The 21,799-nt window shown below is 72.7% G+C and carries 23 protein-coding genes; 13 read left to right on the top strand and 10 right to left on the bottom strand.

The window, feature by feature from the left end:
* Positions 1–205: 205 nt before the first annotated feature.
* Together KIK06_RS15695 and KIK06_RS15700 are read right to left on the bottom strand one after the other, a co-directional pair.
* Positions 206–1,030, bottom strand: coding sequence for an aldo/keto reductase (locus KIK06_RS15695; RefSeq protein ID WP_017599392.1), 825 nt, complete (start codon positions 1,028–1,030; stop codon positions 206–208).
* A gap of 89 nt (positions 1,031–1,119) precedes the next feature.
* Positions 1,120–2,130 carry an NADP-dependent oxidoreductase gene (locus KIK06_RS15700; RefSeq protein WP_268643765.1) on the bottom strand — a complete coding sequence of 337 codons (1,011 nt, stop codon included), beginning with the start codon at positions 2,128–2,130 and terminating at the stop codon, positions 1,120–1,122.
* A 383-nt stretch (positions 2,131–2,513) separates the two neighbouring features.
* Here KIK06_RS15700 and KIK06_RS15705 point away from each other — a divergent pair, with 383 nt between their 5' ends.
* The 3 genes from KIK06_RS15705 to KIK06_RS15715 all read left to right on the top strand — a co-directional run bounded on the left by KIK06_RS15705 (position 2,514) and on the right by KIK06_RS15715 (position 4,721).
* The gene (locus tag KIK06_RS15705; protein WP_268643766.1) at positions 2,514–3,485 is read left to right on the top strand and encodes an endonuclease/exonuclease/phosphatase family protein; all 972 of its coding nucleotides are present in this window, start codon (positions 2,514–2,516) and stop codon (positions 3,483–3,485) included.
* A gap of 36 nt (positions 3,486–3,521) precedes the next feature.
* The gene (locus tag KIK06_RS15710; RefSeq protein WP_268643767.1) at positions 3,522–4,148 is read left to right on the top strand and encodes an HAD family hydrolase; all 627 of its coding nucleotides are present in this window, start codon (positions 3,522–3,524) and stop codon (positions 4,146–4,148) included.
* A gap of 114 nt (positions 4,149–4,262) precedes the next feature.
* Entirely contained in the window at positions 4,263–4,721 is a 459-nt protein-coding gene (locus tag KIK06_RS15715) for a GNAT family N-acetyltransferase (RefSeq protein WP_268643768.1), read from the top strand.
* Here the strand turns inward: KIK06_RS15715 and KIK06_RS15720 are convergent.
* On the bottom strand, positions 4,702–5,310 hold the full coding sequence (locus KIK06_RS15720; RefSeq protein ID WP_268643769.1) for a TetR/AcrR family transcriptional regulator: 609 nt from the start codon (positions 5,308–5,310) through the stop codon (positions 4,702–4,704). The two genes, KIK06_RS15715 and KIK06_RS15720, sit on opposite strands and share 20 nt — an antisense overlap.
* Positions 5,311–5,361: 51 nt before the next feature.
* Between KIK06_RS15720 and KIK06_RS15725 the strand changes: the two genes are divergently transcribed.
* The 3 genes from KIK06_RS15725 (at position 5,362) to KIK06_RS15735 (ending at position 7,451) form a co-directional block, all read left to right on the top strand.
* The gene (locus KIK06_RS15725) at positions 5,362–5,835 is read left to right on the top strand and encodes a GNAT family N-acetyltransferase (RefSeq protein WP_268643770.1); all 474 of its coding nucleotides are present in this window, start codon (positions 5,362–5,364) and stop codon (positions 5,833–5,835) included.
* A 69-nt stretch (positions 5,836–5,904) separates the two neighbouring features.
* The gene (locus KIK06_RS15730; RefSeq protein ID WP_268643771.1) at positions 5,905–6,510 is read left to right on the top strand and encodes an isochorismatase family protein; all 606 of its coding nucleotides are present in this window, start codon (positions 5,905–5,907) and stop codon (positions 6,508–6,510) included.
* Positions 6,507–7,451 (top strand): GlxA family transcriptional regulator, encoded by a 945-nt coding sequence (locus KIK06_RS15735; protein ID WP_268643772.1) that lies wholly within the window; start codon positions 6,507–6,509, stop codon positions 7,449–7,451. Before KIK06_RS15730 ends, KIK06_RS15735 begins: the two co-directional genes overlap by 4 nt.
* 30 nt (positions 7,452–7,481) lie before the next feature.
* Here KIK06_RS15735 and KIK06_RS15740 read toward each other — a convergent pair whose 3' ends face one another.
* Positions 7,482–8,441 (bottom strand): AraC family transcriptional regulator, encoded by a 960-nt coding sequence (locus KIK06_RS15740; protein ID WP_017599402.1) that lies wholly within the window; start codon positions 8,439–8,441, stop codon positions 7,482–7,484.
* A gap of 90 nt (positions 8,442–8,531) precedes the next feature.
* Between KIK06_RS15740 and KIK06_RS15745 the strand changes: the two genes are divergently transcribed.
* Positions 8,532–9,356 (top strand): NmrA family transcriptional regulator, encoded by an 825-nt coding sequence (locus KIK06_RS15745; protein WP_268643773.1) that lies wholly within the window; start codon positions 8,532–8,534, stop codon positions 9,354–9,356.
* A gap of 66 nt (positions 9,357–9,422) precedes the next feature.
* Positions 9,423–10,385: an arsenic resistance protein gene (locus KIK06_RS15750; RefSeq protein WP_268643774.1), complete on the top strand. Its 963-nt coding sequence runs from the start codon at positions 9,423–9,425 to the stop codon at positions 10,383–10,385.
* Positions 10,386–10,407: 22 nt separating this feature from the next.
* Here KIK06_RS15750 and KIK06_RS15755 read toward each other — a convergent pair whose 3' ends face one another.
* Entirely contained in the window at positions 10,408–10,755 is a 348-nt protein-coding gene (locus KIK06_RS15755; protein WP_268646009.1) for a MerR family transcriptional regulator, read from the bottom strand.
* A gap of 177 nt (positions 10,756–10,932) precedes the next feature.
* Entirely contained in the window at positions 10,933–12,093 is a 1,161-nt protein-coding gene (locus tag KIK06_RS15760; protein ID WP_268642364.1) for an RNA-guided endonuclease InsQ/TnpB family protein, read from the bottom strand.
* A 75-nt stretch (positions 12,094–12,168) separates the two neighbouring features.
* On the opposite strand from KIK06_RS15760, the gene KIK06_RS15765 reads away from it, so the two are divergent.
* A complete protein-coding gene (locus tag KIK06_RS15765; protein WP_268643775.1) occupies positions 12,169–12,945 on the top strand; it encodes an alpha/beta fold hydrolase in 777 nt (258 codons plus the stop codon).
* Between the two features lie 16 nt (positions 12,946–12,961).
* Here the strand turns inward: KIK06_RS15765 and galE are convergent, their stop codons facing one another.
* From galE to KIK06_RS15785, 4 genes are all read right to left on the bottom strand, one after another.
* Complete coding sequence (gene galE, locus KIK06_RS15770) at positions 12,962–13,930, bottom strand: UDP-glucose 4-epimerase GalE (protein WP_268646011.1); 969 nt, start codon at positions 13,928–13,930, stop codon at positions 12,962–12,964.
* Positions 13,931–14,099: 169 nt separating this feature from the next.
* A complete protein-coding gene (locus KIK06_RS15775) occupies positions 14,100–14,606 on the bottom strand; it encodes a TspO/MBR family protein (RefSeq protein ID WP_268643776.1) in 507 nt (168 codons plus the stop codon).
* Between the two features lie 38 nt (positions 14,607–14,644).
* Positions 14,645–15,286: a response regulator gene (locus KIK06_RS15780; protein ID WP_268643777.1), complete on the bottom strand. Its 642-nt coding sequence runs from the start codon at positions 15,284–15,286 to the stop codon at positions 14,645–14,647.
* Positions 15,283–16,527 carry a sensor histidine kinase gene (locus tag KIK06_RS15785; RefSeq protein WP_268643778.1) on the bottom strand — a complete coding sequence of 415 codons (1,245 nt, stop codon included), beginning with the start codon at positions 16,525–16,527 and terminating at the stop codon, positions 15,283–15,285. The genes KIK06_RS15780 and KIK06_RS15785 overlap by 4 nt, the downstream gene beginning before the upstream one ends.
* Before the next feature lie 170 nt (positions 16,528–16,697).
* On the opposite strand from KIK06_RS15785, the gene KIK06_RS15790 reads away from it, so the two are divergent.
* The 4 genes from KIK06_RS15790 (at position 16,698) to KIK06_RS15805 (ending at position 21,750) form a co-directional block, all read left to right on the top strand.
* Positions 16,698–17,789: an ABC transporter permease gene (locus KIK06_RS15790; protein ID WP_268643779.1), complete on the top strand. Its 1,092-nt coding sequence runs from the start codon at positions 16,698–16,700 to the stop codon at positions 17,787–17,789.
* On the top strand, positions 17,786–18,469 hold the full coding sequence (locus KIK06_RS15795) for an ABC transporter ATP-binding protein (RefSeq protein ID WP_268643780.1): 684 nt from the start codon (positions 17,786–17,788) through the stop codon (positions 18,467–18,469). The genes KIK06_RS15790 and KIK06_RS15795 overlap by 4 nt, the downstream gene beginning before the upstream one ends.
* Positions 18,470–18,694: 225 nt before the next feature.
* Positions 18,695–19,429 carry a C40 family peptidase gene (locus KIK06_RS15800; protein ID WP_268643781.1) on the top strand — a complete coding sequence of 245 codons (735 nt, stop codon included), beginning with the start codon at positions 18,695–18,697 and terminating at the stop codon, positions 19,427–19,429.
* Between the two features lie 116 nt (positions 19,430–19,545).
* Positions 19,546–21,750 (top strand): C40 family peptidase, encoded by a 2,205-nt coding sequence (locus KIK06_RS15805; RefSeq protein ID WP_268643782.1) that lies wholly within the window; start codon positions 19,546–19,548, stop codon positions 21,748–21,750.
* Positions 21,751–21,799 lie beyond the last annotated feature (49 nt).

Consider the following 21,799-nt stretch of genomic DNA (forward strand, 5'->3'; position numbering starts at 1 on the left):
ACCCTTTTTATAGGTGGAATATCATGACATTTCAGATCATAGGTGGCGCGATCGTCGTCCTATCGTCACCCGGTTCTCCACGGGTCCGTCCCTGAGGCCGTCGACGAACGGCCCGCGGCGGACGACGGGCTCCAGGAGCATGTCGGACCCCCTCCGCGAAGAGGGCGCGCCGCGGGCGTGCGCGCCCTCCGGGCCTGCGGGGTCGTCAGGCGTGGTTGAACGTCGACGGATCCGGTCCGATCCGGCCGTCGCGGTCGAGCGCGGAGATCGCCGCCATGTCACCGCCGTCGAGCTCGAAGTCGAAGACGTCGATGTTCTCGCGGATCCGCGCCGGGGTCACGGACTTGGGGATGACGATGGTGCCGAGCTGGAGGTGCCAGCGCAGCACGACCTGTGCGGGGCTCTTGCCGTGCTTGGCGGCCAGCTCGGTCAGCCCCGGGTCCTCCAGCAGGCCCTTGCCCTGGCCGAGCGGGCTCCACGCCTCGGTGCGGACGCCGTGCGCGTCGTCGGCGGCGCGCATGGCCTCCTGGGACAGGTACGGGTGCAGCTCGATCTGGTTGACCGCCGGGACGGTCCCGGTCTCGGCGACCAGCCGGTCCAGGTGCTCGGCGGTGAAGTTGGAGACGCCGATCGAGCGGGCGCGGCCCTCGTCGCGGATCCGCTCCAGGGCTCGCCAGGTCTCGACGTACAGGTCCCGCGCCGGGGTCGGCCAGTGAATCAGGTACAGGTCGACGTAGTCCGTGCCGAGGCGGTCGAGGCTGGCGTCGAAGGCCTTCAGCGTGCGGTCGAAGCCCTGGTCGTCGTTCCACAGCTTCGTGGTGAGGAACAGGTCCTCCCTGGGCAGGGCTGACTGCGCGACGGCCCTGCCCACACCCGCCTCGTTGGCGTACAGCTTGGCGGTGTCGATGGACCGGTAGCCGGCTTCCAGGGCGGTGGTGACGGCCCTCTGGGCCTCGTCGTCGGAGACCTGCCAGACGCCGAAGCCCAGTTGCGGCATGGTGCGGCCGTCGTTCAACGTGACGTGCAGCATGGGTGCCTCTCCGGTAGGGGTGGGGGCTGATGCTCGGTGGCGCCGGGGCCCGCGCCGCGAAGTCCGCGGCGCGGGCCCCGGCCGGGCTCTCAGGATCCCAGACGCACCAGCATCTTGCCGGTGTTGGCTCCGCGCATCATGTCGAGGAAGGCGTCGACCGCGTGGTCGATCCCGCCGACGACGGTCTGCTCCGCCCTCAGGGAACCCTCGGCCAGCCAGGTCGCGGCGCGCTGGGCGTACTCCCCGAACAGGTCGAAGTGGTCGCCGACGATGAACCCGCGCAGGGTGAGCCGCTTGCCCACCGCGAGGAAGAGGTTGTCCGGTCCGGGCACCGGCTCGGTCGCGTTGTACATGGAGATGGCCCCGCACAGCGCGATCCGCCCGTGGGTGCGCATCGCGCCGATCGCCGCGCGCAGGTGGTCCCCGCCGACGTTGTCGAAGTAGACGTCGATCCCGTCCGGGGCCGCCTCGGCGAGCTGGCCCTCCAGGTCGCCCTCGCGGTAGTCGATCGCCGCGTCGTAGCCGAACTCCTCCAGCAGGCGGCGCCCCTTCTCCGGGCCGCCCGCCGAGCCGATGACCCTGGAGGCGCCGAGCTGGCGCGCGATCTGACCGGCGAGGCTGCCGACCGCGCCCGCCGCGCCCGAGACGAACACGACGTCGCCCTCCTTGACCGGGGCGATCCGGGTCAGGCCCGCGTAGGCGGTGAGGCCGACCATGCCCAGAACGCCCAGGTAGGCCTCCGCGGGCGCCTGGTCGGCGTCGACCACGCGCACCGCGTCCGCGTCCAGCAGCGCGTACTCGCGCCAGCCGCCCATGTGCAGGACGGTGGCGCCGACCGGGACGGCGTCGCTGCCCGAGGCCGCCACGGTACCGACGGCCCCGCCCTCCATCACCTCGCCGAGCCGGAAGGGCGACACGTAGGACTCGGTGTCGTTCATCCGGCCGCGCATGTACGGGTCGACGGACATCCAGTCGTTGCGGACCAGGACCTGACCGGGGCCGGGGTCGGCGACGGAGCTCTCGACCAGGGCGAAGTCCCCGGGCTTCGGCTCTCCGACGGGACGCGCGACGAGGTGGACTTCCCTGCTGGTGACGGACATGGTGCTTCCTCTTACCTGTGGCCGGGTGGTGCGTGGCACGCGATCAGCGCGCGCACCCGCACACAGTAGACCTGGCGATCATCGCGCTACCAATAGAAATGCCCAAGGTGGGCATAGATTTTCCTATGGGAGCGCCGGCCGGCGGGCGGAACCGACGCTCAGGGCGGGGGTCCGGTCGCGGCGTGCCGCGGACCACGTGACCGGAGACACCGCACGCGGCCCGCGGCGGTGCGGACGCGAACCATCGACCGCGTCCCGTGGTCCCATGGGCGAGAACGTTTCCCGGGGGCGCGGAGGGGGTCGGGCCGATGATCGGCTGGAGGGCGCGGAGTGCGGAGCCGGACCGCGCGCGCGAGCATACGGGCCGACGACGGAACCCGGCCGTGACCGTGGTCGTCTGGGCGGCGGTGACCGCCTTCGCCCTGTTCGCGCTCGTCAGGGCATTCGGCTGGGAGCGGGGCTACCCGCTGGTGCCCCTGATGGCCTTCACCCCGTACGTGCTGGTGGTCGGGGCCGCGGCCGAGCTCGTCGTCGGACTGCTCCGCCGGTGGGTCCCGCTGGCGGTGCTGGCCACGGCCGTGCTCGTACTGGCGGTGTCGGTGCTGCCGCGCGCGGTCGACTTCGGGGTCAGCTCGTCGGGCGACACGACGGTACGACTCCTGACGCTGAACGTCCTGGGCGGTGGCGTGGCCGCGGCCGACGTGGTGGAACTCGTCCGCGACCGCGAGGTGGACGTCCTGGCCCTCCAGGAGGTCACCCCGGAGATGGTGGACGGTCTGGAGGCGGCGGGTCTGGACACGGCGCTGCCGTACGCGGTCGACCACTCCGCCCCCGGCCCGTACGGCAGCAGCGTCCACTCGGCCTTTCCGCTGACCGACCGGGGTGACCCGGGCCGGGAGGTCGGCGGGTTCCACATGGCGCACGTGAGCTTCGAGGTGCCCGAGTACGTGGAGAAGGAAGCGAGGTATGGCTCGAGGCCGCCCCCGGTGGAGGTGGTGTCGGTGCACCCGGTGCCACCGCACTCGGCGGAGAGCCTCCCCCTCTGGCGGGCGGGCCTGGCCTCGCTCCCGGACAACGACGCCGAGGCGCTCAGGATCCTGGCTGGGGACTTCAACGCCACCCTCGACCACGCTCCGATGCGCGCGGTCCTGGACTCGGGCTACGCCGACGCCGCGCGGGTCCACGGAGAGGGCCTGACCGGAACCTGGCCCGCCGACGGGCCACTGCCGCGGGTCGCCATCGACCACGTGCTGGTGGACACGATGATCGGAGTCCGTGCGTTCGAGGTGCTCGATGTGGACGGCAGCGATCATCGGGGCGTCCTCACCGAGCTGACGCTGCCCTCCTGGCGGTAGCGTGCGGCGGGAACACACCGACCGATCGGGGGCACAGTGAGCGACTACGCCGAGGCGACCGTCCTGTTCGACCTGGACGGGGTCCTGGCCGACTCCGGGAAGAGCATCGTCCGGGGCCTCACCGCCTGGGCCGGGGAGCGTGGTCTGGACGTGGACGAAGTCCTGCGGTACCACGCGGGCCGCACCGACCTCGATCTCGTCCGCCTCGTCGCCCCGCATCTGGACCCGGAGTCGGAGGCGCACCGAATCCAGGCCCACGAGGTGGCGCGGGCGGAGGACGTCAGCGCGATGCCGCACGCCCGCGAGCTGATCGCCGCGCTCGACGAACGGCGCCGCCCCTGGGCGATCGTGACCTCCGGCGGCGACCTGATCGCGCACGCCCGCCTGGAGGCGGCCGGGCTGCCGTTCCCCGAGGTCATGGTGACCGCCGACCACGTGACGGAGGGCAAGCCGCACCCGGCCCCGTACCTGCTGGGGGCCGAGCGGACGGGGACCGCGCCCGAGCGCTGCGTGGTGGTGGAGGACTCCCCGTCGGGTGTGCGGGCGGGCCGGAGCGCGGGGATGCCGGTCATCGCCGTGGCCTCCGGCCACACTCCCGAGGAGCTGGCGGAGGCGACGGTGGTGGCGGCCGACCTGCGTGAGGTGGCCGACCTGCTGCTGTGACCGGATCCGCCGACGTCCGAGGGAGCGCCCCGGCGTGCGGTGACGGCACCACCCCCAAACCGCGTGTCATCGGGTGATTGGCTACGTTTGCCGCATCCGAGTCGAGGAGATCCCGTGGCCGAACCCGTCACCTTCACCCCCGCCCGCGCCGAGGACGTCCCGGCGATCGTCGCTCTGATCGCCGACGACCGACTGGGGGCGATCCGCGAGAACGCGGCCGACCTGACCCCCTACCTCGCCGCGTTCGAGGCCATCGACGACGACCCGGGCGAACTGCTCGTGGTCGGCCGCCGCGGCGACCGGGTGGTCGCCACCTTCCAGCTCTCCTTCATCCCCGGCCTGTCCCGGGGCGGGGCGAGCCGCGCCCAGATCGAGGCGGTGCGGGTGCACGCCGACGAACGCGGCGACGGGGTCGGGGCCGACCTCATGACCTGGGCCGAGGCGGAGGCCCGCCGACGCGGATGCGCGCTGGTCCAGCTGACCTCGGACGCCACGCGCGAGGACGCGCACCGCTTCTACGAGCGGCTGGGCTACGTCCCCTCGCACGTCGGCTTCAAGAAGCGCCTGGACTGACCCCCGGGGCGGGGTCCCCCGCGTCATCGTCGGGCGCCGCGAAGTACCCCTGCACTGCGGCGCCGACGCGGTCGGTGTCACCGGTGGCGAGCAGGTCGAGCAGGGCTCCGCGCAGCACGGCGAGCGCCCGCGTGCGACGGGCCTCGCCGAGCGGTGTGGCGCGCTCGTCCTCCGGTTGAGCGCTGGCCAGCAGGGTCAGCCAATCCCGGACGGTGGCCTCGGCGAACTCCGCCCACGGCCCGGTGGGGTCGACGAGGGAGCGCGCGTACCCCTCGGCCCACAGGGTGAGCAGCGCGCGGTGCTCCTCCGTCGCCAGCCACTCCCACACACCCAGCGCCGCCCCGGACAGGTCGGCGGCGCGCACGCGCTCCAGCATGTCCAGTTCGTCGGCCCGCGCGCGCTCCAGCAGCGCGCGGATCAGGCCGTCCTTGCTCCCGAAGAGGTAGAGGAGCACCCGGGGACTGGAACCGACGGCGGCGGCGAGCGGGCGCAGCGACAGGTCGGCCAGCCCGTGTTCCAGCGCGTACCGGTAGGCGGCCTCCAGCAGCTCCGTCTGACGCGGCGAGGAGGTTGAGGATGTGCTGTTCACGGACCTAGACTAAAGCCACTGAAACACTCGTGTCAGTTATCTGGAGTACCCATGGACAGCGAGATCCGCCCCCTCGGCCGCCCCGGAGACCTCGGCTGGGTCGTCATGGCGCACGGAGAGGCCTACGCCGAGCAGTACGGCTGGGGCCACGACTTCGAGGCCCTGGTCGCGCGCATCGCCGCCGACTACGACCCGAAGACGGGCGCCGCCTGGATCGCCGAGGTCGGCGGCGAGCGCGCGGGCTGCGTGTTCTGCGTCCCCGGCGACGACGAGGGCACCGCCAAGCTGCGCGTCCTGCTGGTCCTGCCGAGCGCGCGCGGACACGGGGTCGGGGCCCGCCTGGTGGACCGGTGCGTGGAGTGGGCGCGCGCGTCGGGCTACGAGCGCGTGTCCCTGTGGACCAACAGCGTCCTGGGTTCGGCGCGGCGCATCTACGAGGCCGCCGGGTTCACCCTGGTCGACGAGGAGCCGCACACCATGTTCGGAGAGGGGCTCGTCGGCCAGAACTGGCTCCGCGAACTGTGACCGGATCGGTCCGTCCCCCGGCGCGATCGTGTCTGCCGCGGACCGGTGCGGCCCTGCCACGATCGACGCATGGCACACGCACTCCTCGTCATCGACGCCCAGAAGTCCTTCCTCCAGCGCGAGAGCTGGACGGCCGCCTCCGACCCGGACGTCGCCGACCGGATCGCCGTCCTGGTCGACCACGCCCGCCAGCGGGGCGACCAGGTGGTCTGGGTCCTGCACTCCGAGCCCGGCACCGGCACCGTCTTCGACCCCGAGCGCGGCTTCGTCGAGCTCATGGACGGGCTCGTGCCCCGGGACGGCGAACCGGTGCGCACGAAGACCGTGCACAACGCGATGACCGGAGCCGACCTGCACGGATACCTGACCGAGCGCGGCGTGGACGAGGTCACGGTCTGCGGCGTGCGCACCGAGCAGTGCTGCGAGACCACCGCCCGGGTCGCCTCCGACCTCGGCTACCGGGTGACCTTCGCGGTGGACGCCACCGCCACCGAGCCGATCGAGGCCCCCGGCTCGCCGACCGGCCGCTCGCTGGAGGAGGTCCTCGCCGACCCCGCCACACTGCTCCCCGAGGCGATCGTCCAGCGGACGGTGTACGCGCTCTCGGGCCGCTTCGCCGAGGTGCGCACGGTCGCCGAGATCACCGAGGGAGCGACTACACTGACCGGATCGTGACCACTGTCGTCTTCCTCCTCACGCCGGGCCTGCACCTGCTCGATCTCGCGGGCCCGGCGCAGGTGTTCTCCACCGCCGTGTCCCTGCTGGGGCTGGAGTACCGGACCCGGTACGTGGCCGAGCACACGGACGTCCCCACCGCCCAGGGCGTGGCCCTGCGCGCCGAGACCTCCTGGCCCGAGCTGGAACCGCGCGACCTGGTCCTGGTCCCGGGCTGGTACACCGGCGACGCCGCCGTGCGCCGCGTGTTGACCGACGACCAGGCGCGTGCCCTGGCCGCCCACCACGCGGCGGGCGGCACCGTGGCGAGCGTGTGCTCGGGGGCCTTCGCCCTGGCCGAGGCCGGTCTGCTCGACGGTCGGCGCTGCACCACCCACCACGAACTCCAGGCGCTGCTGGCCCGGAGCCATCCCCGGGCACGGGTGGTGCCCGACGTGCTGTACGTGGCCGACGGCGGTGTGGTCACCTCCGCGGGGATCGCCAGCGGTATCGATCTCGCCCTGCACCTGGTCACCGTGCGGCACGGGCCCTCGGCCGCGGCCTCGGTGGCGCGGCAGATGGTGGTCTACGCGCGCCGCAACGGTGACGAGCCGCAGGCCAGCGCCATGCTGCGGCACCGGGGGCACGTGGTGGACGTCGTACACCGGGTCCAGGACGCCATCGACGCGCGGTACCGGTCGCCGCTGCGGCTGGCGGAGCTGGCCGCGGCGGCGGGGGTGAGCGAGCGTACGCTGACCCGCGCGTTCACGTCGGCGACCGGGCTGACACCGCTGCGGTACCAGCAGGCGCTGCGGCTGGAGCGCGCGGAGCACCTGATCGGCGCCGGGGAGACCGTGGAGGCGGCGGCGCGGGCGGTCGGCTTCCAGGATGCCCGGATGCTGCGGCGGCTGCGGTCACGAACGGCCGTCGAAGCGGCGCGAACGACCACCGGACCGTCCTGACGGGCGGCCCGACGGCCCGGGCCCACATGGTCAGGACGGCACCGGTTCGGCTCTCGACCGCGACCGGTACCGGGACGGGCTGACCCCGGTGTACCTGCGAAAGGCCGTGCTGAACGCGAACGCGCTGCCGTAGCCGACCCGCGCCGCGACCGCCTCCAGGCTCAGGTCCGGTTCGGCGGTGAGCAGGTCGGAGGCGGTGGTCAGCCGCCAGGTGCGCAGGTAGGTCATGGGCGGTGCGCCCACGGCCCGCTGGAAGCGCGCGGCCAGGGTGGCGCGGGAGACGGAGCAGGCCCGGGCCAGCGCCTCCAGGGTCCACGGGTCGGCGGCGCGTTCGTGGATCAGCTCCAGGGCGCGCGCGACCACCGGGTCGCTCTGCCCGCACAGCCAGTTGGGGACGCGGTCGCAGTCCTCCTCCAGCCACGCGCGCACGGCCATGACGAGGAGGGAGTCCAGGAGCCGGTCGGTGAGACTGGCCTGGGCCACCCGGCCGGAGGTGATCTCGCGGCTCAGCAGGTCCACGAGCGCCGGGTCGACCCGCCCACCCGGCAGGACGGTCATGGGCGGCAGCGCGGTCAGGGCGAGTCGGCCGACCTCGCTGTCGTCCTCGTAGGCGCCCATGACCGCCGTGTCCTCACCATCGGGGTCGTTGCCCCAGGTCCCGACACCGTGGTTCATGGTCAGGTGGACCTCCTCCCCCTCGGCGGACACGCAGCGCTGGCCGGGAAGAATGGTGATGGTGGGCGCTGGTGCGCTCGCGGCGGAGTCCGAGACGACGTACGGGTCGGGGCCGCGCATCAGGAGCAGGTCGCCGGGGGCCAGTACGGCCTGCCCGTGGACGCTGGTCACGCGGATCCGCCCCGAGGTCACCACGACGAGGGCCAGCGCGGCGCCGTCGCGGACCTCGACCGCCCAGGGCGGACTCATCACCGTGCGCAGCGTGCAGGCGCCCCGGGCTCGGGGGCCGTCCAGGAGGTGGGTGAGGGGATCCATGAGCCCACCCTACGCCGGATCAGACGATCTCTTATGTGATCCAGTATCTGAACCATGTTTCATCTGAATCGGCGCTGCTGTACTGAACGCATGACGACACACGAACGCATTCTTGTCACCGGCGGCACCGGCATGACCGGGCGCCGTGTCACCGACCTCCTCGAGCAGCGCGGCGTCGACACGCGCGTCGGGTCCCGGTCGGGCACACCGCCCTTCGAGTGGCACGACACCGGCACCTGGGACCCGGTGCTGGAGGGGGTCACGGGCGTCTACCTCTGCTACCACCCCGACCTCGCCTTTCCCGGGGCGGCCGAGACCGTCGCCGCCTTCGCCGCCCGGGCCGCCGAGCGCGGAGTGCGCAGGGCGGTGCTCCTGTCCGGGCGCGGGGAGGACGGCGCCCTCGCCGCCGAACACGCGGTCCGCGAGGCGTTCCCGGCCACGACCCTGGCGCGGTCCTCGTACTTCGCGCAGAACTTCTCCGAGTCCTTCCTCACCGAGCAGGTCCGCGCGGGGACCACGCTCCTGCCGGTTCCGGACGTCGCCGAACCCTTCATCGACCTGGACGACCTCGCCGAGGTCGCCGTGACGGCGCTGACCGGGGACGGACACGCCGGACGGACCTACGACCTGACCGGGCCCCGGTCGCTGACCTTCACGGAGGCCGCGGCGGTCCTGTCCGAGGCGTCCGGACGGACCGTGGAACACCGGTCGATCACACCGCAGGAGTACGTCGGGGGAGCGGTGGCGGAGGGCCTCCCCGCCGAGCTCGCCCAGGGTCTGGTGGAGATCTTCCAGGGGACCCTGGACGGACGCAACACCGAGCCGACCGAGGACGTGGGGCGGGTTCTGGGCCGTCCGGCGGGGGACTTCGCCGACTACGCCCGCCGTGCCGCGCGCACCGGGGTCTGGGCCTGACGGAACGGCCATCGTGACGTGGCCTAACGTGGGGTCACTCACCCGCTTCCGTCGCTGAGAGGTCCCGTGTCCACGTCCGAGAGGTTCCAGAGCGTGTTCGTGGCCGCCGCGGCGCTCGCCGGGCTGGTGACCGGGTTCCTGTGGCCCGTCGGCGCCGCCGCGGGCCACGTGGTCCTGCCCGCGCTGGTCCTCCTCCTGGTGGCGGTGTTCACCCAGGTCGACGCGGGGCAGGTCCGTGCCGTCCGGGAGACCGGGCGGGTGGTCGCGGCGAGCCTGGTGCTCAACTTCGTGTTCACGCCGCTCCTGGCGTGGGCGCTGGGGGCGGGGCTGCTCGGCGGCAGCCCCGACCTGCGGATCGGGCTGCTGTTGCTGCTGGTCACGCCCTGCACGGACTGGTACCTGGTCTTCACCGGCCTGGCCCGGGGGCACATGGGTGCGGCCACCGCGCTGCTACCGGTCAACCTCGTCCTCCAGCTCGTCCTGCTGCCGGTGTACGTGGTGCTCCTGGGCGGCGAGGCGGCGATGGTGGGCACCCGCACCCTGGTCGAGGCGGTGCTCCTGGTCCTGCTGCTTCCCCTGGCGGCGGCGGTGCTTCTGCGCCGGACGGCGCGATGGTGGAAGGGCCCGCTCTGGCGGGACCAGGTGCTCATGGGCTGGGCGAACCGGGCGGTCCTGCCACTGCTGTACACCGCCGTGCTGGCGATGTTCGCGTGGCAGGCGCGCACGGTCGCCGAGCACGCGGGGGAGCTGGTCGCCCTGCTGCCCCCGTTGGCGGTGTTCTTCGTGGTCGCGCCCCTGGCCGCGCTGCTGGCCTCCCGCGGCCTCCGACTGCCCGCCGACCAGCGGGTCACGCTCACCATGACGACGGTCGCCCGGAACTCACCCGTCGCCCTGGCGGTGGCCGTCGCCGCCTTTCCCGACCGACCGCTCATCGCGGTCGCCCTGATCGCGGGCCCCCTGTTGGAGTTGCCGGTGCTGGCGGCGCTGAGCCAACTGGTGCGGGTACGCCCCGCGGCCCCGGACGGCTGACCGTCCCGCGCGCGACCGGGCGTCAGGCCACATGCGAGGCCAGGGCGCCGCGGTGGCTCTGGAGGCGCTCGATCCGGGCGTCCAGGTCGGCCAGTTCGCGACGGATGGTGGCCAGCAGGTCCGGGCACATCTCCAGGTCCAACGGCTCGTCCGCCTCGCCCCGCGCGCACGGCAGGACGGAGGCGATGACCCCGGTGCTCAGCCCCATGTCCAGGAGCGCCCGAATGTGGTGGACGACGCGCACGGAGTCGGGGTCGTAGACCCGGTACCCGTTCGGTGAGCGCGCGGAGTCGAGCAGTCCCTGCTCCTCGTAGTACCGCAGCAGGCGGCGGCTCACCCCGGTCCGCTCCGACAACTCCCCGATCAACACGTCGTGACCCGCCTCACGCTTGACCTTCACACCGATTTGACTTCCTCCCGGCCCCGAAAGGACCGGGATTCCGACCGCCCCTCACGGGAGGGTGGCGCGACGCGCCTCACGGCGCGAGCTGGTTCCTGCTTCACCGACTTCTTCGAGAGGTCTCCGCAGGCTGACACGGCACTGGGCTCAGGGCCCTGTTGTCCTGCCGCGATCAAGAACGTTCGTGGCCGCGTGCACGTCGGCGTGCTCGGTGTGTCCGCAGGAGGTACACGCGAAGACCGCTTGACTCTCGCGGGACTTCGCGTCCACCTCCCCGCACCGGTTGCACCCCTGCGACGTGAACGCGGGGTTGACACGGACCAGGGATGATCCGTTCACTTTGGCCTTGTACTCACACCGTCGAGCGAGGTCCCCCCACCCCTTGGCCAGGATCGCCCGGTTCAACCCACGTTTTTGGGCGACGTTCGTGCCCGGTCGTTCAACGGTGCCCCTGGCCGAGCGGGTCATGTCGACGACCCTCAACTCCTCCAGCACCACCATCCCGTGACGGCGGGTCAGGTGGTGGGCGAGTTTGGCGTTGAAGTCCGCCCGCCGGTTCGCGCGCCGGGCATGGATGCGGGCGATCGCGGCCTTGGCGCGCCGCCAGTTCGCCGACCCCTTCACCCGCCGGGCCCTAGCCCGTTGAAGCCGTACCAGGCGCTCTTCCTCCTTGAGGGTGGTGAACGCCCGGTCGTGCAACCGCCCGTCGGAGGTGGCGGCCGCCACGACCACGCCCCGGTCCACGCCGACGTCGGGTCTGCCGTTGGGTTGGGCTTCACCACGGCCGTCCTCGACACAGAAGGTGACGTGCCAGGCCCCCGACCGGTAGGACACGGTGACGTTCCTGACCTGACCGCCCAGACCACGAGGGCGGCGGAACCGGACCCACCCGAGTTTGGGGAGCTTGACCCGCCCCCACCGGCGGTTGACCTTCTCCACGGTGATCTGTTTCGGGTCGGGGAACCGGAACGAAGGGTGCCACCGACCCTTGGACCGCCACCGGACCGCGTTGGTGCCGTGCGTGCGGCAGGCCGTGTCCAGGTCTTTGAGTGTCTGCTGGAGGACGTGCGAGGGTGCGGCCGCCAGCCAGTCGGCCTCAGCGCGCACCCCGGACAGTTGGCGGGCCTGGGCCGTGAACCCGGGGTAGGGGTGGGTCCAGGCTTTACCAAGCCGCTTCCACCACCGGTTCGCCTCCCGGCGCTGTTCCAGGGCGGCGTTCCACACCCACCGGCACGCGTCACCGAACCCCTGGGCCTGAACCTCCTGCTCCGGAGTCAGGTACGCGACATACCTGCGGCCGACCAGCATCGAACACCTCCTCTCGAACCAGCACAGACCCTAGCGGACGGGTACGACAGGCGGGGTGGTTTCTGGCATACGCGGGTGGTTGGCCGGACTGACCCGGTCCTGACGGTCAAGGGTTCCGGTCCCGGTCTCGTCCTCGCGCACGGCGGCGGGGGCGGGATCGAGGCCAACTTCGGACCCCTCCTCGACGACCTCACCCGCACGCACACCGTGGTCGCCCCCGACCTGCCCGGAACCGGCGGCACCCCGCGTTCGGCGACTCCCCTGGACCTGGACACCATGGCCGACACCCTGGTGGAGACCGCCGCCGCGGCCGGGGTCGAGCGGTTCACCGTCCTCGGTTACTCGATGGGCACCGCCATCGGCGTCCGCGCCGCGACCCGGCACCCCGAGCGGGTGACCGGGCTGGTCCTCACCGCCGGATTCGCCCGGCCGGACCACCGGATGCGGCTGGCCGTCCAGGTGTGGCGGGAGCTGCTCAAGGGCGACCGGAGGACGCTCGCCCGGTTCCTCACCCTCGTGGCCATGGGTGAACCGGCCCTGGCGGCGCTGAGCACGGAGGAGCTGGAGAAGGCGGTGTCCGAGCTGGCCGGGTTCGTCCCCGAGGGCGCCCCCGAACACGTCGACCTGGTCGAGCGGGCCGACACCACGGCCGACCTCCCGGGGATCTCGGTGCCGACCCTGGTCGTGGCCGCCGCCCTGGACCGGCTCGCCCCTCCCGCGTTGTCACGTGAACTGGCCGCGGGGATCCCCGGAGCCGAGTTCGCGGAGGTCGAGTCCGGCCACCTCGTCGCCGCGGAGGCCCCCGACGCGTGGCGGGCAGTGGTGCGCGCCTTCCTCGACCGGCACCCCTGACCGGGGCGGGTGGTCCTCAGACGGCGGCGGGCGCGACCGTCCGGGCGAAGGCCCAGGCGTCGGCGACGATGTCATGCAGGCCGGGGCGCTCCGGGCGCCAGTCGAGCACACGCGCGGCGCGCTCGGCGGAGGCCACCAGGACGGCGGGGTCGCCGGGCCGACGGGCGGCGGGCACGGCCGGGATCGGGTGTCCGGTGACCTCGCGGCAGACGTCGAGCACACGCTGGACGGAGAAGCCCGCGCCGTTGCCCAGGTTGAGGACCTCGTGCGTGCCGGGACGAGCGTGCTCCAGGGCCAGCAGATGCGCCCGGGCCAGGTCGGCGACGTGGATGTAGTCGCGCACGCACGTGCCGTCGGGGGTCGGATAGTCGTCACCGAAGACCGACACCGACTCCCGCCCGCCCGAGGCCACGGACAGCACGGTCGGGATCAGGTGCGTCTCGACCGTGTGCCGCTCGCCCCGTCCCCGGTCGGCCCCGGCGACGTTGAAGTACCGCAGACTGACCGCCGCGGTCCCGTGCAGGCGGGCGTGCTCGGTCAGGGCGGCGTCGACGGCGGCCTTGGTGGCGCCGTACGGGTTGGTGGGACGGACCGGCGCGTCCTCGGTGATCGGGGTCGTCTCCGGTTCCCCGTAGACGGCGGCGGTCGAGGAGAACACCAGCCGCCCGGTGCCGGTCGCGCGGATCGCCTCCAACAGCGCGAGCGAGGTACCCACGTTGCCGCTCCAGTAGCGGTCGGGGCGGGCGACCGACTCGGAGACGATCGAGCGGGCCGCGAAGTGCAGGACCGCGTCCTGGCCCTCGGCGAGGACCTCGGCCGCGCGGTCGCGCACGGTGCCGCGCACGAGGTGCGCCCCGGGGTGGACGGCGTCGGCGTGCCCGGTCGACAGGTCGTCGAGCACGGTGACCCGGTGGCCCGCGTCGACGAGCCGAGCGGTGACGACGCTGCCGATGTATCCGGCGCCTCCCGTGACCAGGACCCTCATCGTCATTTCCCCCGTGTTCGGCGCTTGGGAACCGCGATGTCCCGCGGCGATCGAATCCACCCTAGGGCAATGTCACAGGAAAAGGCGTCGGAAGAATTGCCACCATTTCCAATATCACCGACAATTCGACCGACCGCTCCCGGAATCGTTGACCGGGCCGGACGGAGACTCAGGCGTTGTTCAGCCAGATGTTCAGGTTGAGCGCCGAAGCGAACGCCACCCAGAGGAGGTAGGGAACGAGCAGCAGGGCGCAAACCCGGCGCAGGCACCAGAAGGCGACGACCGTGATGACCAGGGCGACGAGCAGCAGACAGATATCGAGGAAAGCCAGACCGTACTGCCGCAGGCCGAAGAACAGCGGAGTCCACGCCGCGTTCAGCCCGAGTTGCACCCACCACCACACCAACGCGGTGCGCGCGTCCCGTCCCGTCCGCCGCCAGGCCAGCCAGGCCGCCACGCCGATCATCCCGTAGAGAACCGTCCACACCGGGGCGAACAGCCATGACGGCGGCGCCCACCCCGGCCGTTCCAACGACGCGTACACGGCACCGGCGTCCGACGCGGCGAGGGACCCCAGGACCGCCACCGCGTAGGCGGCGCCGACGAAGACCGCCAGGGAGACCAGACCGGGACCCCGGCCACCGCCGGGTGATTGCGTAGTCGACACACCACGCACCGTATCCTCCATCGCCGGTGCGGGCACGGACCCGCGGCTCACTCCACCCGGATCAGTCCGCGCTGGATCGCGGTGGTGATCGCGGCGGTCCGGTTGTCCACGCCGAGCTTGTCGAACACGTGCACCAGGTGGGTCTTGACCGTCGCCTCGCTGATGAACAGCTCCCGCGAGATCGCCCGGTTGGACAGCCCCCGCGCGAGCAGTCCCAGGATCTCCAGTTCGCGCGCGCTCAGCGCCGGACTCGGCGAACGCAGCCGGGCCATGAGCCGGTTGGCGACGCCGGGCGCCAACGCCGTCTGTCCGCGCGCGGCCGCGTGCACGGCCTCGCACAGCTGGTCGGGCGGGGCGTCCTTGAGCATGTAGCCGGTCGCCCCGGCCTCGACCGCGGCCAGGATGTCGGCGTCGGTGTCGTAGGTGGTCAGCACGAGCACGGGCGGCGGGGCGTCGAGCGCGGTGATCCGGCGGATCGCGGTGACCCCGTCCATGCCCGCCCCCATCCGCAGGTCCATGAGGACCACGTCCACGCCCGTCCCGGCGGCCAACACGTCCAGTGCCGCCCGCCCGTCGGCCGCCTCGGCCACCACCTCCATGTCGGGCCGGTCGGCGAACATCGCCGTGAGCCCGTGGCGCACGACCGGGTGGTCGTCCACGAGCAGGATGCGCAGCGGGGCCTCGGTCACGGGGACTCCTCCCGGGTCAGCGGCAGACGGACGGCGACCGCGGTCCCCTGGCCGGGCGCGGACTCCACGTCGAGCCGCCCGCCGAGCAGCGCGATCCGCTCCCGGAGCCCCACGAGGCCGAACCCGGTGCCGTCGCCCCGGCTCGACGTGGAGTCCGGGGCGAAGCCGACTCCGTCGTCGAACACGTCCAGGGTGACCTCCCCCTCCAGGTAGCCGAGCGTGACCACGGCCGTCCGGGCCCGGGCGTGCGCGGCGACGTTGGCCAGGCTGGCCTGCGCCGCGCGCAGCAGCGCCACCTCGTATCCGGGCGGCAGGGCGGTCGGCGTCCCGTCCAGGCGCAGGCGGCAGTCGATCCCCTCGGCCCGGCCGACCCGTGCGCACAGGCGGCGCAGGGCCTCGGGCAGGTCGCCGCCGGCGAGGGAGGGCGGTGCCAGGTCGCGGACGAACCGCCGTGCCTCGGCGAGGTTGGCCGACGCGCTCTCCCGGGCCTCCACGACCCTCGCCGCCGCCAGGTCGGGCGCGTCGGGCAGGGCGTTCTCGGCGGCGCGCAGCAGCAGGACGATACTGGACAGGCCCTGCGCGAGGGTGTCGTGGATTTCGCGGGCCAGGCGCTCGCGTTCGTCGAGCACCCCGGCGCGCCGCTGGGTCTCGGCGAGCGCGTCGCGGGTCCGGGTCAGCGTGTCGATCAGCTCGCGCCGCCGTTCGCTCTCGCGGTACAGGGACGCGTAGCCCACGGCGATCGCCACGGCGAACGCCGCGCCGAGGATCGGCCCCAGGACCGTCCCGGCGGTGACGTCCCCGGCGTGCAGGGCCTGGCCGCCGATCGCGGCGGCGGTGATGACGGCCACGGCCACCACCCCGTGCGTTCCGCGCAGCAGGTGCAGGTGGAGGAAGAACAGGGGGAAGGCCAGCCACACGAAACCCGGGGCGGCCAGGGACAGCAGCGCCCACAGCGCCGTCACCGCGGCCAGCCAGCCCAGGGAGCGGCCGCGCCGCACGTCGTGCCGGGCGGCCCGGGCGCCCAGGCAGTAGACGGCGGCGAGCAGCAGCGCGCCGGCCACGACCGCCCACCGGGTCCACAGCGGGTGGCCGGGCACCACGGCGTCCGGGCCCGGCAGGAGGTAGCGGACCAGGCCCAACCCGAGCAGCAGCAAAAAGCACGCGTGCAGCAGCAGCCGCAGGGCGCGCAGCACCGTCGTGACCTCGGGCAGCCCGGTGGCCCGTCCTTCGCCGTACCGCATCATCGCAGCGTACGGCGTATCCGGTCCGCTCCGCATCAACCGAACGATGGAGCTGCGGCTCCACCCCGGCCCCGACGAGGGCGCTCCCTTCGGGCGATGTGGCCGGGCCCCGGCCCGGAGGAGTCTTGGGGGCATGCACCAACCACGTGTTCCCAGGAAGGAGGGCCGCCGTGTTCGTCGCCCTTCGTGACATCCGCTTCGCACGGGGACGGTTCGCCCTCATGGGCGCGGTCGTCGCGCTCATCACCCTGCTGGTCGTCCTGCTGTCCGGGCTCACGGCGGGACTGGCCGACCAGTCCACCTCGGCCGTTCGCGGCCTGTCCGCCAGCCACGTCGCCTTCGGGACCTCCGGAGACGACGCACCCGAGGAGTCCTACGCCGACAGCACCGTCACCGAGGCCCAGCTCGACGCCTGGCGCGGCACCGGCGGCGTGGAGTGGGCCGAACCCCTGGCCCTGGCCACCACCCGCGCCGAATTCAGCGGTGGCGCGTCCTCGGCGGTGGCGCTGCTGGCCGCCCCGGCGGGCGGGCACCTCGCACCGGAGGGCGTCGCCGACGGCGTGGTCGTCGGGCGGGACCTCGCCGACGAGTACGGGCTCGAAGCCGGTGCCACCCTCACCGTCGCCGGGACCGACCTGACCGTGGCCGACGTCGCCGACACCGGCCACCACAGCCACCTGCCCGTGGTGTGGGCCGACATCGACACCTGGCGGGACCTGGATCCGCGCACCGACCGGGGCGAGGCCCCCGACGCGCCGGTCGCGAACGTGATCGCCGCCGGGGTCGACTCCCCGGACGCCGCGGCCACGGCCGACGACCGCGCGGGAACGGTGTCGGTCACCCGCGACGACAGCCTGACCGCGATCGGCTCGTTCTCCTCCGAGAACGGATCCCTCGTGGCCATGCAGGGCTTCCTGTACGCGATCTCCGCGCTCGTGGTCGGGGCGTTCCTGACCGTGTGGACGATCCAGCGCGCCGGAGACGTCGCGATCCTCAAGGCGCTCGGCGGCTCCACCCGCTACCTGCTGCGCGACGCACTCGCCCAGGCGATCGTCGTCCTCGTCTCGGGTGCCGCCCTCGGCGGCGCCGCGGGCGCGGCGCTGGGCGCGGCGGCCGCGTCGGCGGTGCCCTTCGAGCTGAACCCGGCCACCACCCTCCTGCCCGTGGGCGCGATGGTCGCGCTGGGCATGATCGGCGCGGTCCTGGCCGTCCGCCGCGTCACCTCCGTCGACCCGTTGACCGCCCTGGGAGGCGTCCGATGAGCCTGGAACTGCACGACGTGACCCTGACCTTCCCCGACGGCGACGGGGTGGTGACCGCCCTGGACCGGGTGTCGGTCCGGGTGGCCCCCGGCGAGCTGGCCGCCGTGGTGGGCCCCTCCGGGTCGGGCAAGTCGAGCCTGCTGGCGGTGGCCGCCACCCTGGTCCGCCCCGACTCGGGCGCGGTGTCCGTGGGCGGCGCCGACACGCTCGGGCTGCGGCCCCGCGAGCTGGCGGCGCTGCGGCTGCGGGAGGTGGGGATCGTGTTCCAGCAGCCGAACCTGCTGGGGTCGCTCACCGCCGTCGAACAGCTCCAGGTAACCGACCACATGCGTGGACGGCCGCCCCGCCGGTCGCGCGCCGCCGCACTGGAGACCCTGGCCGCCGTCGGGCTGTCGGGCAAGGAGCACCGGCGCCCGCACCAGCTGTCGGGGGGAGAGCGCCAGCGGGTGAACATCGCGCGGGCGCTCGTCGGGCGGCCGAGCGTCCTGCTGGTGGACGAGCCGACGGCGGCGCTGGACCACGAACGGGGCGCGCGGATCATGGACCTGCTCGCCGAGGCCACTCGGACGTTCGACGTGGCCACCCTTCTGGTCACCCATGACACCGAGCACCTCGGCGCGGCCACCCGGGTGCTGGAGATGCGGGACGGATCACTGCGCGCGCTGGAGCGGTCCCGCTGATCCGGATCCGGGGGACGGGCTCGGGCCCCGACGGCGGACGTGGCCGGAGGGCGGGGTCCGCACGGCAGGCGCGGGCCCGCACGGCGGGTGGGGTGCGCGGGACAGGTGCGCGGCCCGCGCACCAGCTGGTCGTCCGGGTGCGCGTGGCCCGCCTGCACCCCCGCTGCGCGCCCACTGCACCGAGGTTTCAGGGTCGATACAGCCAGTTACCGGACCCTGACGGACATGGTGCGCAAAACACGACCTCCGGCGCGTCTCGAGGGCGACACGATCGACGTCGTCCACCACGCGCGAAGCGATGAGGCCCATGGCTCCGCCGTCTGGGTGAGGGCGACCGACCGCCTCCGGGCCGCTGGTTCCTCCCTGCCCACCGACACCGACGACGTTTCCGGAGCGGCTCCGCGCTCGGCCGTCGGCCGGGGCGGCGGGGCGGCCCCCGGGCCCCGTGCGCGCGGTGTGGGGCACGGCCGTATCGGCGGCCCACCCGGGTCGACCTCGGGTACCCCGGAGGAGCGCGTCCGGCGGGTCATCGCCACGGCGCGGGCCCAGACCGGCCGGGGCTTCAGCTACTCCTGGGGCGCCGGAGGCTATGGAGGTGCCTCCCACGGCATCAGCTCCCCCAGCCCCGACGGCCACTACGACCACGACGTCCTCGGCTTCGACAGTGCGGGACTGACGCTGTACGCCTTCTGGAAGGGCGCGGGCATCGACATCGGCGCCCACCCGGAGGCGCAGTACGGTCACAGCTGCGCGCGGCGGGTCCCCTACGGCCAGCGCAAGCCCGGTGACCTGCTCTTCTGGGGAGGCGGTCCCTCCCCGACCACACACGTGGCGATCTACGTCGGCGACAACGAGATGATCGAGGCGTCGTGGCCGCGTGACGCCGACAGCATCCGCGTGTCGCGGGTGGGCGGGCCCCACGGACCGCCCATGTCCACCGTGGTCCGGTTCATCGAGTAGACGGCGCGGACGCGCTGGTCAGCCCTGGCCCCCTCGGTCCTCGCTGCACGGCGACTGCACCCCGGCTGCACCAGCGGTTCAGGGTCGGTACAGGGCGTTCGCGAATCCTGTCGGGCATGTTCAGAAAAGCGAGACTCCCCGACCGCGCGGGGGACATCACTGACGGACTCCGACGACACCTCCTCCGGGTGCTGTCGGTGCTGGCCGCGTTCACGGCCGCCTTCGCGCTGACCACCACGCTACCGGCCCCCGCCGAGGCCGCCACTGGCTTCACCGCCAAGACCGACCTGGCCGGACGGGACGCCAAGAGCACCTCGGCCACCGAGGTCAAGACCTACCCAGCCGGGTCGACGGTCCAGATCGTCTGCCAGGACCGCGGCGAGCTCGCCTACGGCTCCGACGTCTGGAACAGGACCACCGACGACCTGTGGGTGGTCGACCACTACCTCTACACCGGCTACGACGGCTTCCACCCCGACATGCCCCGGTGCTCGGACACCGGTCAGGACGGCCACAACTTCACCGCGCTGGCGGACCTGAACGGCCGCAGCACGCCCTACCTCGACGGACGCACCGTCGAGGAGAACATGTACCGCCAGGGGGAGACCGTCACCGTGGTCTGCCAGACCACCGGAGGTGAGGCGTACGGCTCCACGGTCTGGGACAAGACCACCGAGAACGTCTATGTCGCGGACCACTACGTCGACACCGGGTACAGTGGCTTCCACCCCGACGTCCCCCGGTGCGAGGACGGGATCCCCGACTCGTTCGGCTTCACCGCCAAGACCGACCTGGCGGGCCGCAACGGCCGGAGCCTGTCGGGCACCGAGATCAGGACCTACCCGGCGGGGTCGACGGTCCAGATCGTCTGCCAGACCACCGGCGAGAACGCCTACGGCTCCAACATCTGGAACAAGACCACCGACGACCTGTGGGTCACCGACTACTACCTCTACACGGGGTACTACACCTTCCACCCCGAGGTGCCGCGCTGCGACGACGGCTCGTTCGGCTCACGGGGCTTCACCGCCAAGACCGACCTGGCCGGACGGGACGCCAGGACCACCTCGGCCACCGAGGTCAAGACCTACGCGGGTGGCTCGACCGTCCAGATCGTCTGCCAGACCACCGGCGAGAACGCCTACGGCTCCAACATCTGGAACAAGACCACCGACGACCTGTGGGTGGTCGACCACTACCTCTACACCGGCTACGACGGCTTCCACCCCGACGTGCCGCGCTGCGACGAGGAGACCAACGGCGCCCACAGCTTCCGCGCCAAGACCGACCTGGCCGGACGGGACGCCAAGACCACCTCGGCCACCGAGGTCATCACCTACCCCAGCGGAATGATGATCGACATCGTCTGCCAGGCCCGGGGTGAGGAGGCCTACGGCTCCGACATCTGGAACAAGACCACCGACAGCCTGTGGGTGGTCGACCACTACCTCTACACCGGCTACGACGGCTTCCACCCCGACATGCCGCGCTGCGACTCCGACGACGGCGACAGCAGCCCGAGTGGGGGCGGCTACACGGCCAAGGTGGACCTGGCCGGACGGGACGCCAAGATGACGTCGGCCACAGAGGTCAAGACCTACCCCGAGGGCAGCACGATCGACATCGTCTGCCAGGCCTACGGTGAGAGCGCCTACGGGTCCTACATCTGGGACAAGACCTCCGACGACCTGTGGGTCACCGACCGCTACGTCTACACCGGCACCGACGGCTTCATCTCCGGGATGCCCCGCTGCGACGACGACGTGCCCACCGACCCGGACGGCGGCACGGCCCCCGAGCCCGGCGACTGCAGCATGGGGCACGGCCGCAACACCAGCGGGCCGCGCGGGTCGACGTCGGGCACCCCGGAGGAGCGGATCCAGCGGGTGATCGACGTGGCGCGGGCGCAGATCGGCCAGGGCTACAGCTACTCCTGGGGCGCCGGCGGTTACGGCGGTGCGTCCTGCGGCATCAGCTCGCCCAGCCCCAGCGGCTGGAACGACTACAACCGGCTCGGGTTCGACTGCTCCGGGCTGACGCTGTACGCCTTCTACGCGGGCGCGGGCCTCGACATCGGCTGGCACACGGGAGCGCAGTACAACCACAGCTCCGCACGGCGCGTCCCCTACGGCCAGCGCAAGCCCGGCGACCTGCTCTTCTGGGGAGGCGGGCCCTCCTCGACCACACACGTGGCGATCTACATCGGCGACAACGAGATGATCGAGGCGTCGTGGCCGCGTGACGCCAACAGCATCCGCGTGTCTCAGGTCGACGGGCCCCACGGGCCGCCCATGTCCACCGTGGTCCGGTTCATCGAGTAGACACAGAAGGCGCTGACACCGTCCACGCCGAGGACCTTTCACCCTCTTA

Origin of the sequence: Nocardiopsis sp. EMB25 (assembly GCF_026797795.1) — a bacterium.
In the GTDB taxonomy this organism is placed as follows: Bacteria; Actinomycetota; Actinomycetes; order Streptosporangiales; family Streptosporangiaceae; genus Nocardiopsis; species Nocardiopsis lucentensis.

Excerpts from the sequence above, each read along its gene's own strand:
- KIK06_RS15695 (WP_017599392.1), bottom strand. The coding sequence starts at position 1,030 with ATGCTGCACGTCACGTTGAACGACGGCCGCACCATGCCGCAACTGGGC.
- KIK06_RS15700 (WP_268643765.1), bottom strand. The coding sequence starts at position 2,130 with ATGTCCGTCACCAGCAGGGAAGTCCACCTCGTCGCGCGTCCCGTCGGA.
- KIK06_RS15725 (WP_268643770.1), top strand. The coding sequence starts at position 5,362 with ATGGACAGCGAGATCCGCCCCCTCGGCCGCCCCGGAGACCTCGGCTGG.
- KIK06_RS15730 (WP_268643771.1), top strand. The coding sequence starts at position 5,905 with ATGGCACACGCACTCCTCGTCATCGACGCCCAGAAGTCCTTCCTCCAG.
- KIK06_RS15740 (WP_017599402.1), bottom strand. The coding sequence starts at position 8,441 with ATGGATCCCCTCACCCACCTCCTGGACGGCCCCCGAGCCCGGGGCGCC.
- KIK06_RS15745 (WP_268643773.1), top strand. The coding sequence starts at position 8,532 with ATGACGACACACGAACGCATTCTTGTCACCGGCGGCACCGGCATGACC.
- KIK06_RS15760 (WP_268642364.1), bottom strand. The coding sequence starts at position 12,093 with ATGCTGGTCGGCCGCAGGTATGTCGCGTACCTGACTCCGGAGCAGGAG.
- galE (WP_268646011.1), bottom strand. The coding sequence starts at position 13,930 with ATGAGGGTCCTGGTCACGGGAGGCGCCGGATACATCGGCAGCGTCGTC.
- KIK06_RS15785 (WP_268643778.1), bottom strand. The coding sequence starts at position 16,527 with ATGCGGTACGGCGAAGGACGGGCCACCGGGCTGCCCGAGGTCACGACG.
- KIK06_RS15795 (WP_268643780.1), top strand. The coding sequence starts at position 17,786 with ATGAGCCTGGAACTGCACGACGTGACCCTGACCTTCCCCGACGGCGAC.
- KIK06_RS15800 (WP_268643781.1), top strand. The coding sequence starts at position 18,695 with ATGGTGCGCAAAACACGACCTCCGGCGCGTCTCGAGGGCGACACGATC.
- KIK06_RS15805 (WP_268643782.1), top strand. The coding sequence starts at position 19,546 with ATGTTCAGAAAAGCGAGACTCCCCGACCGCGCGGGGGACATCACTGAC.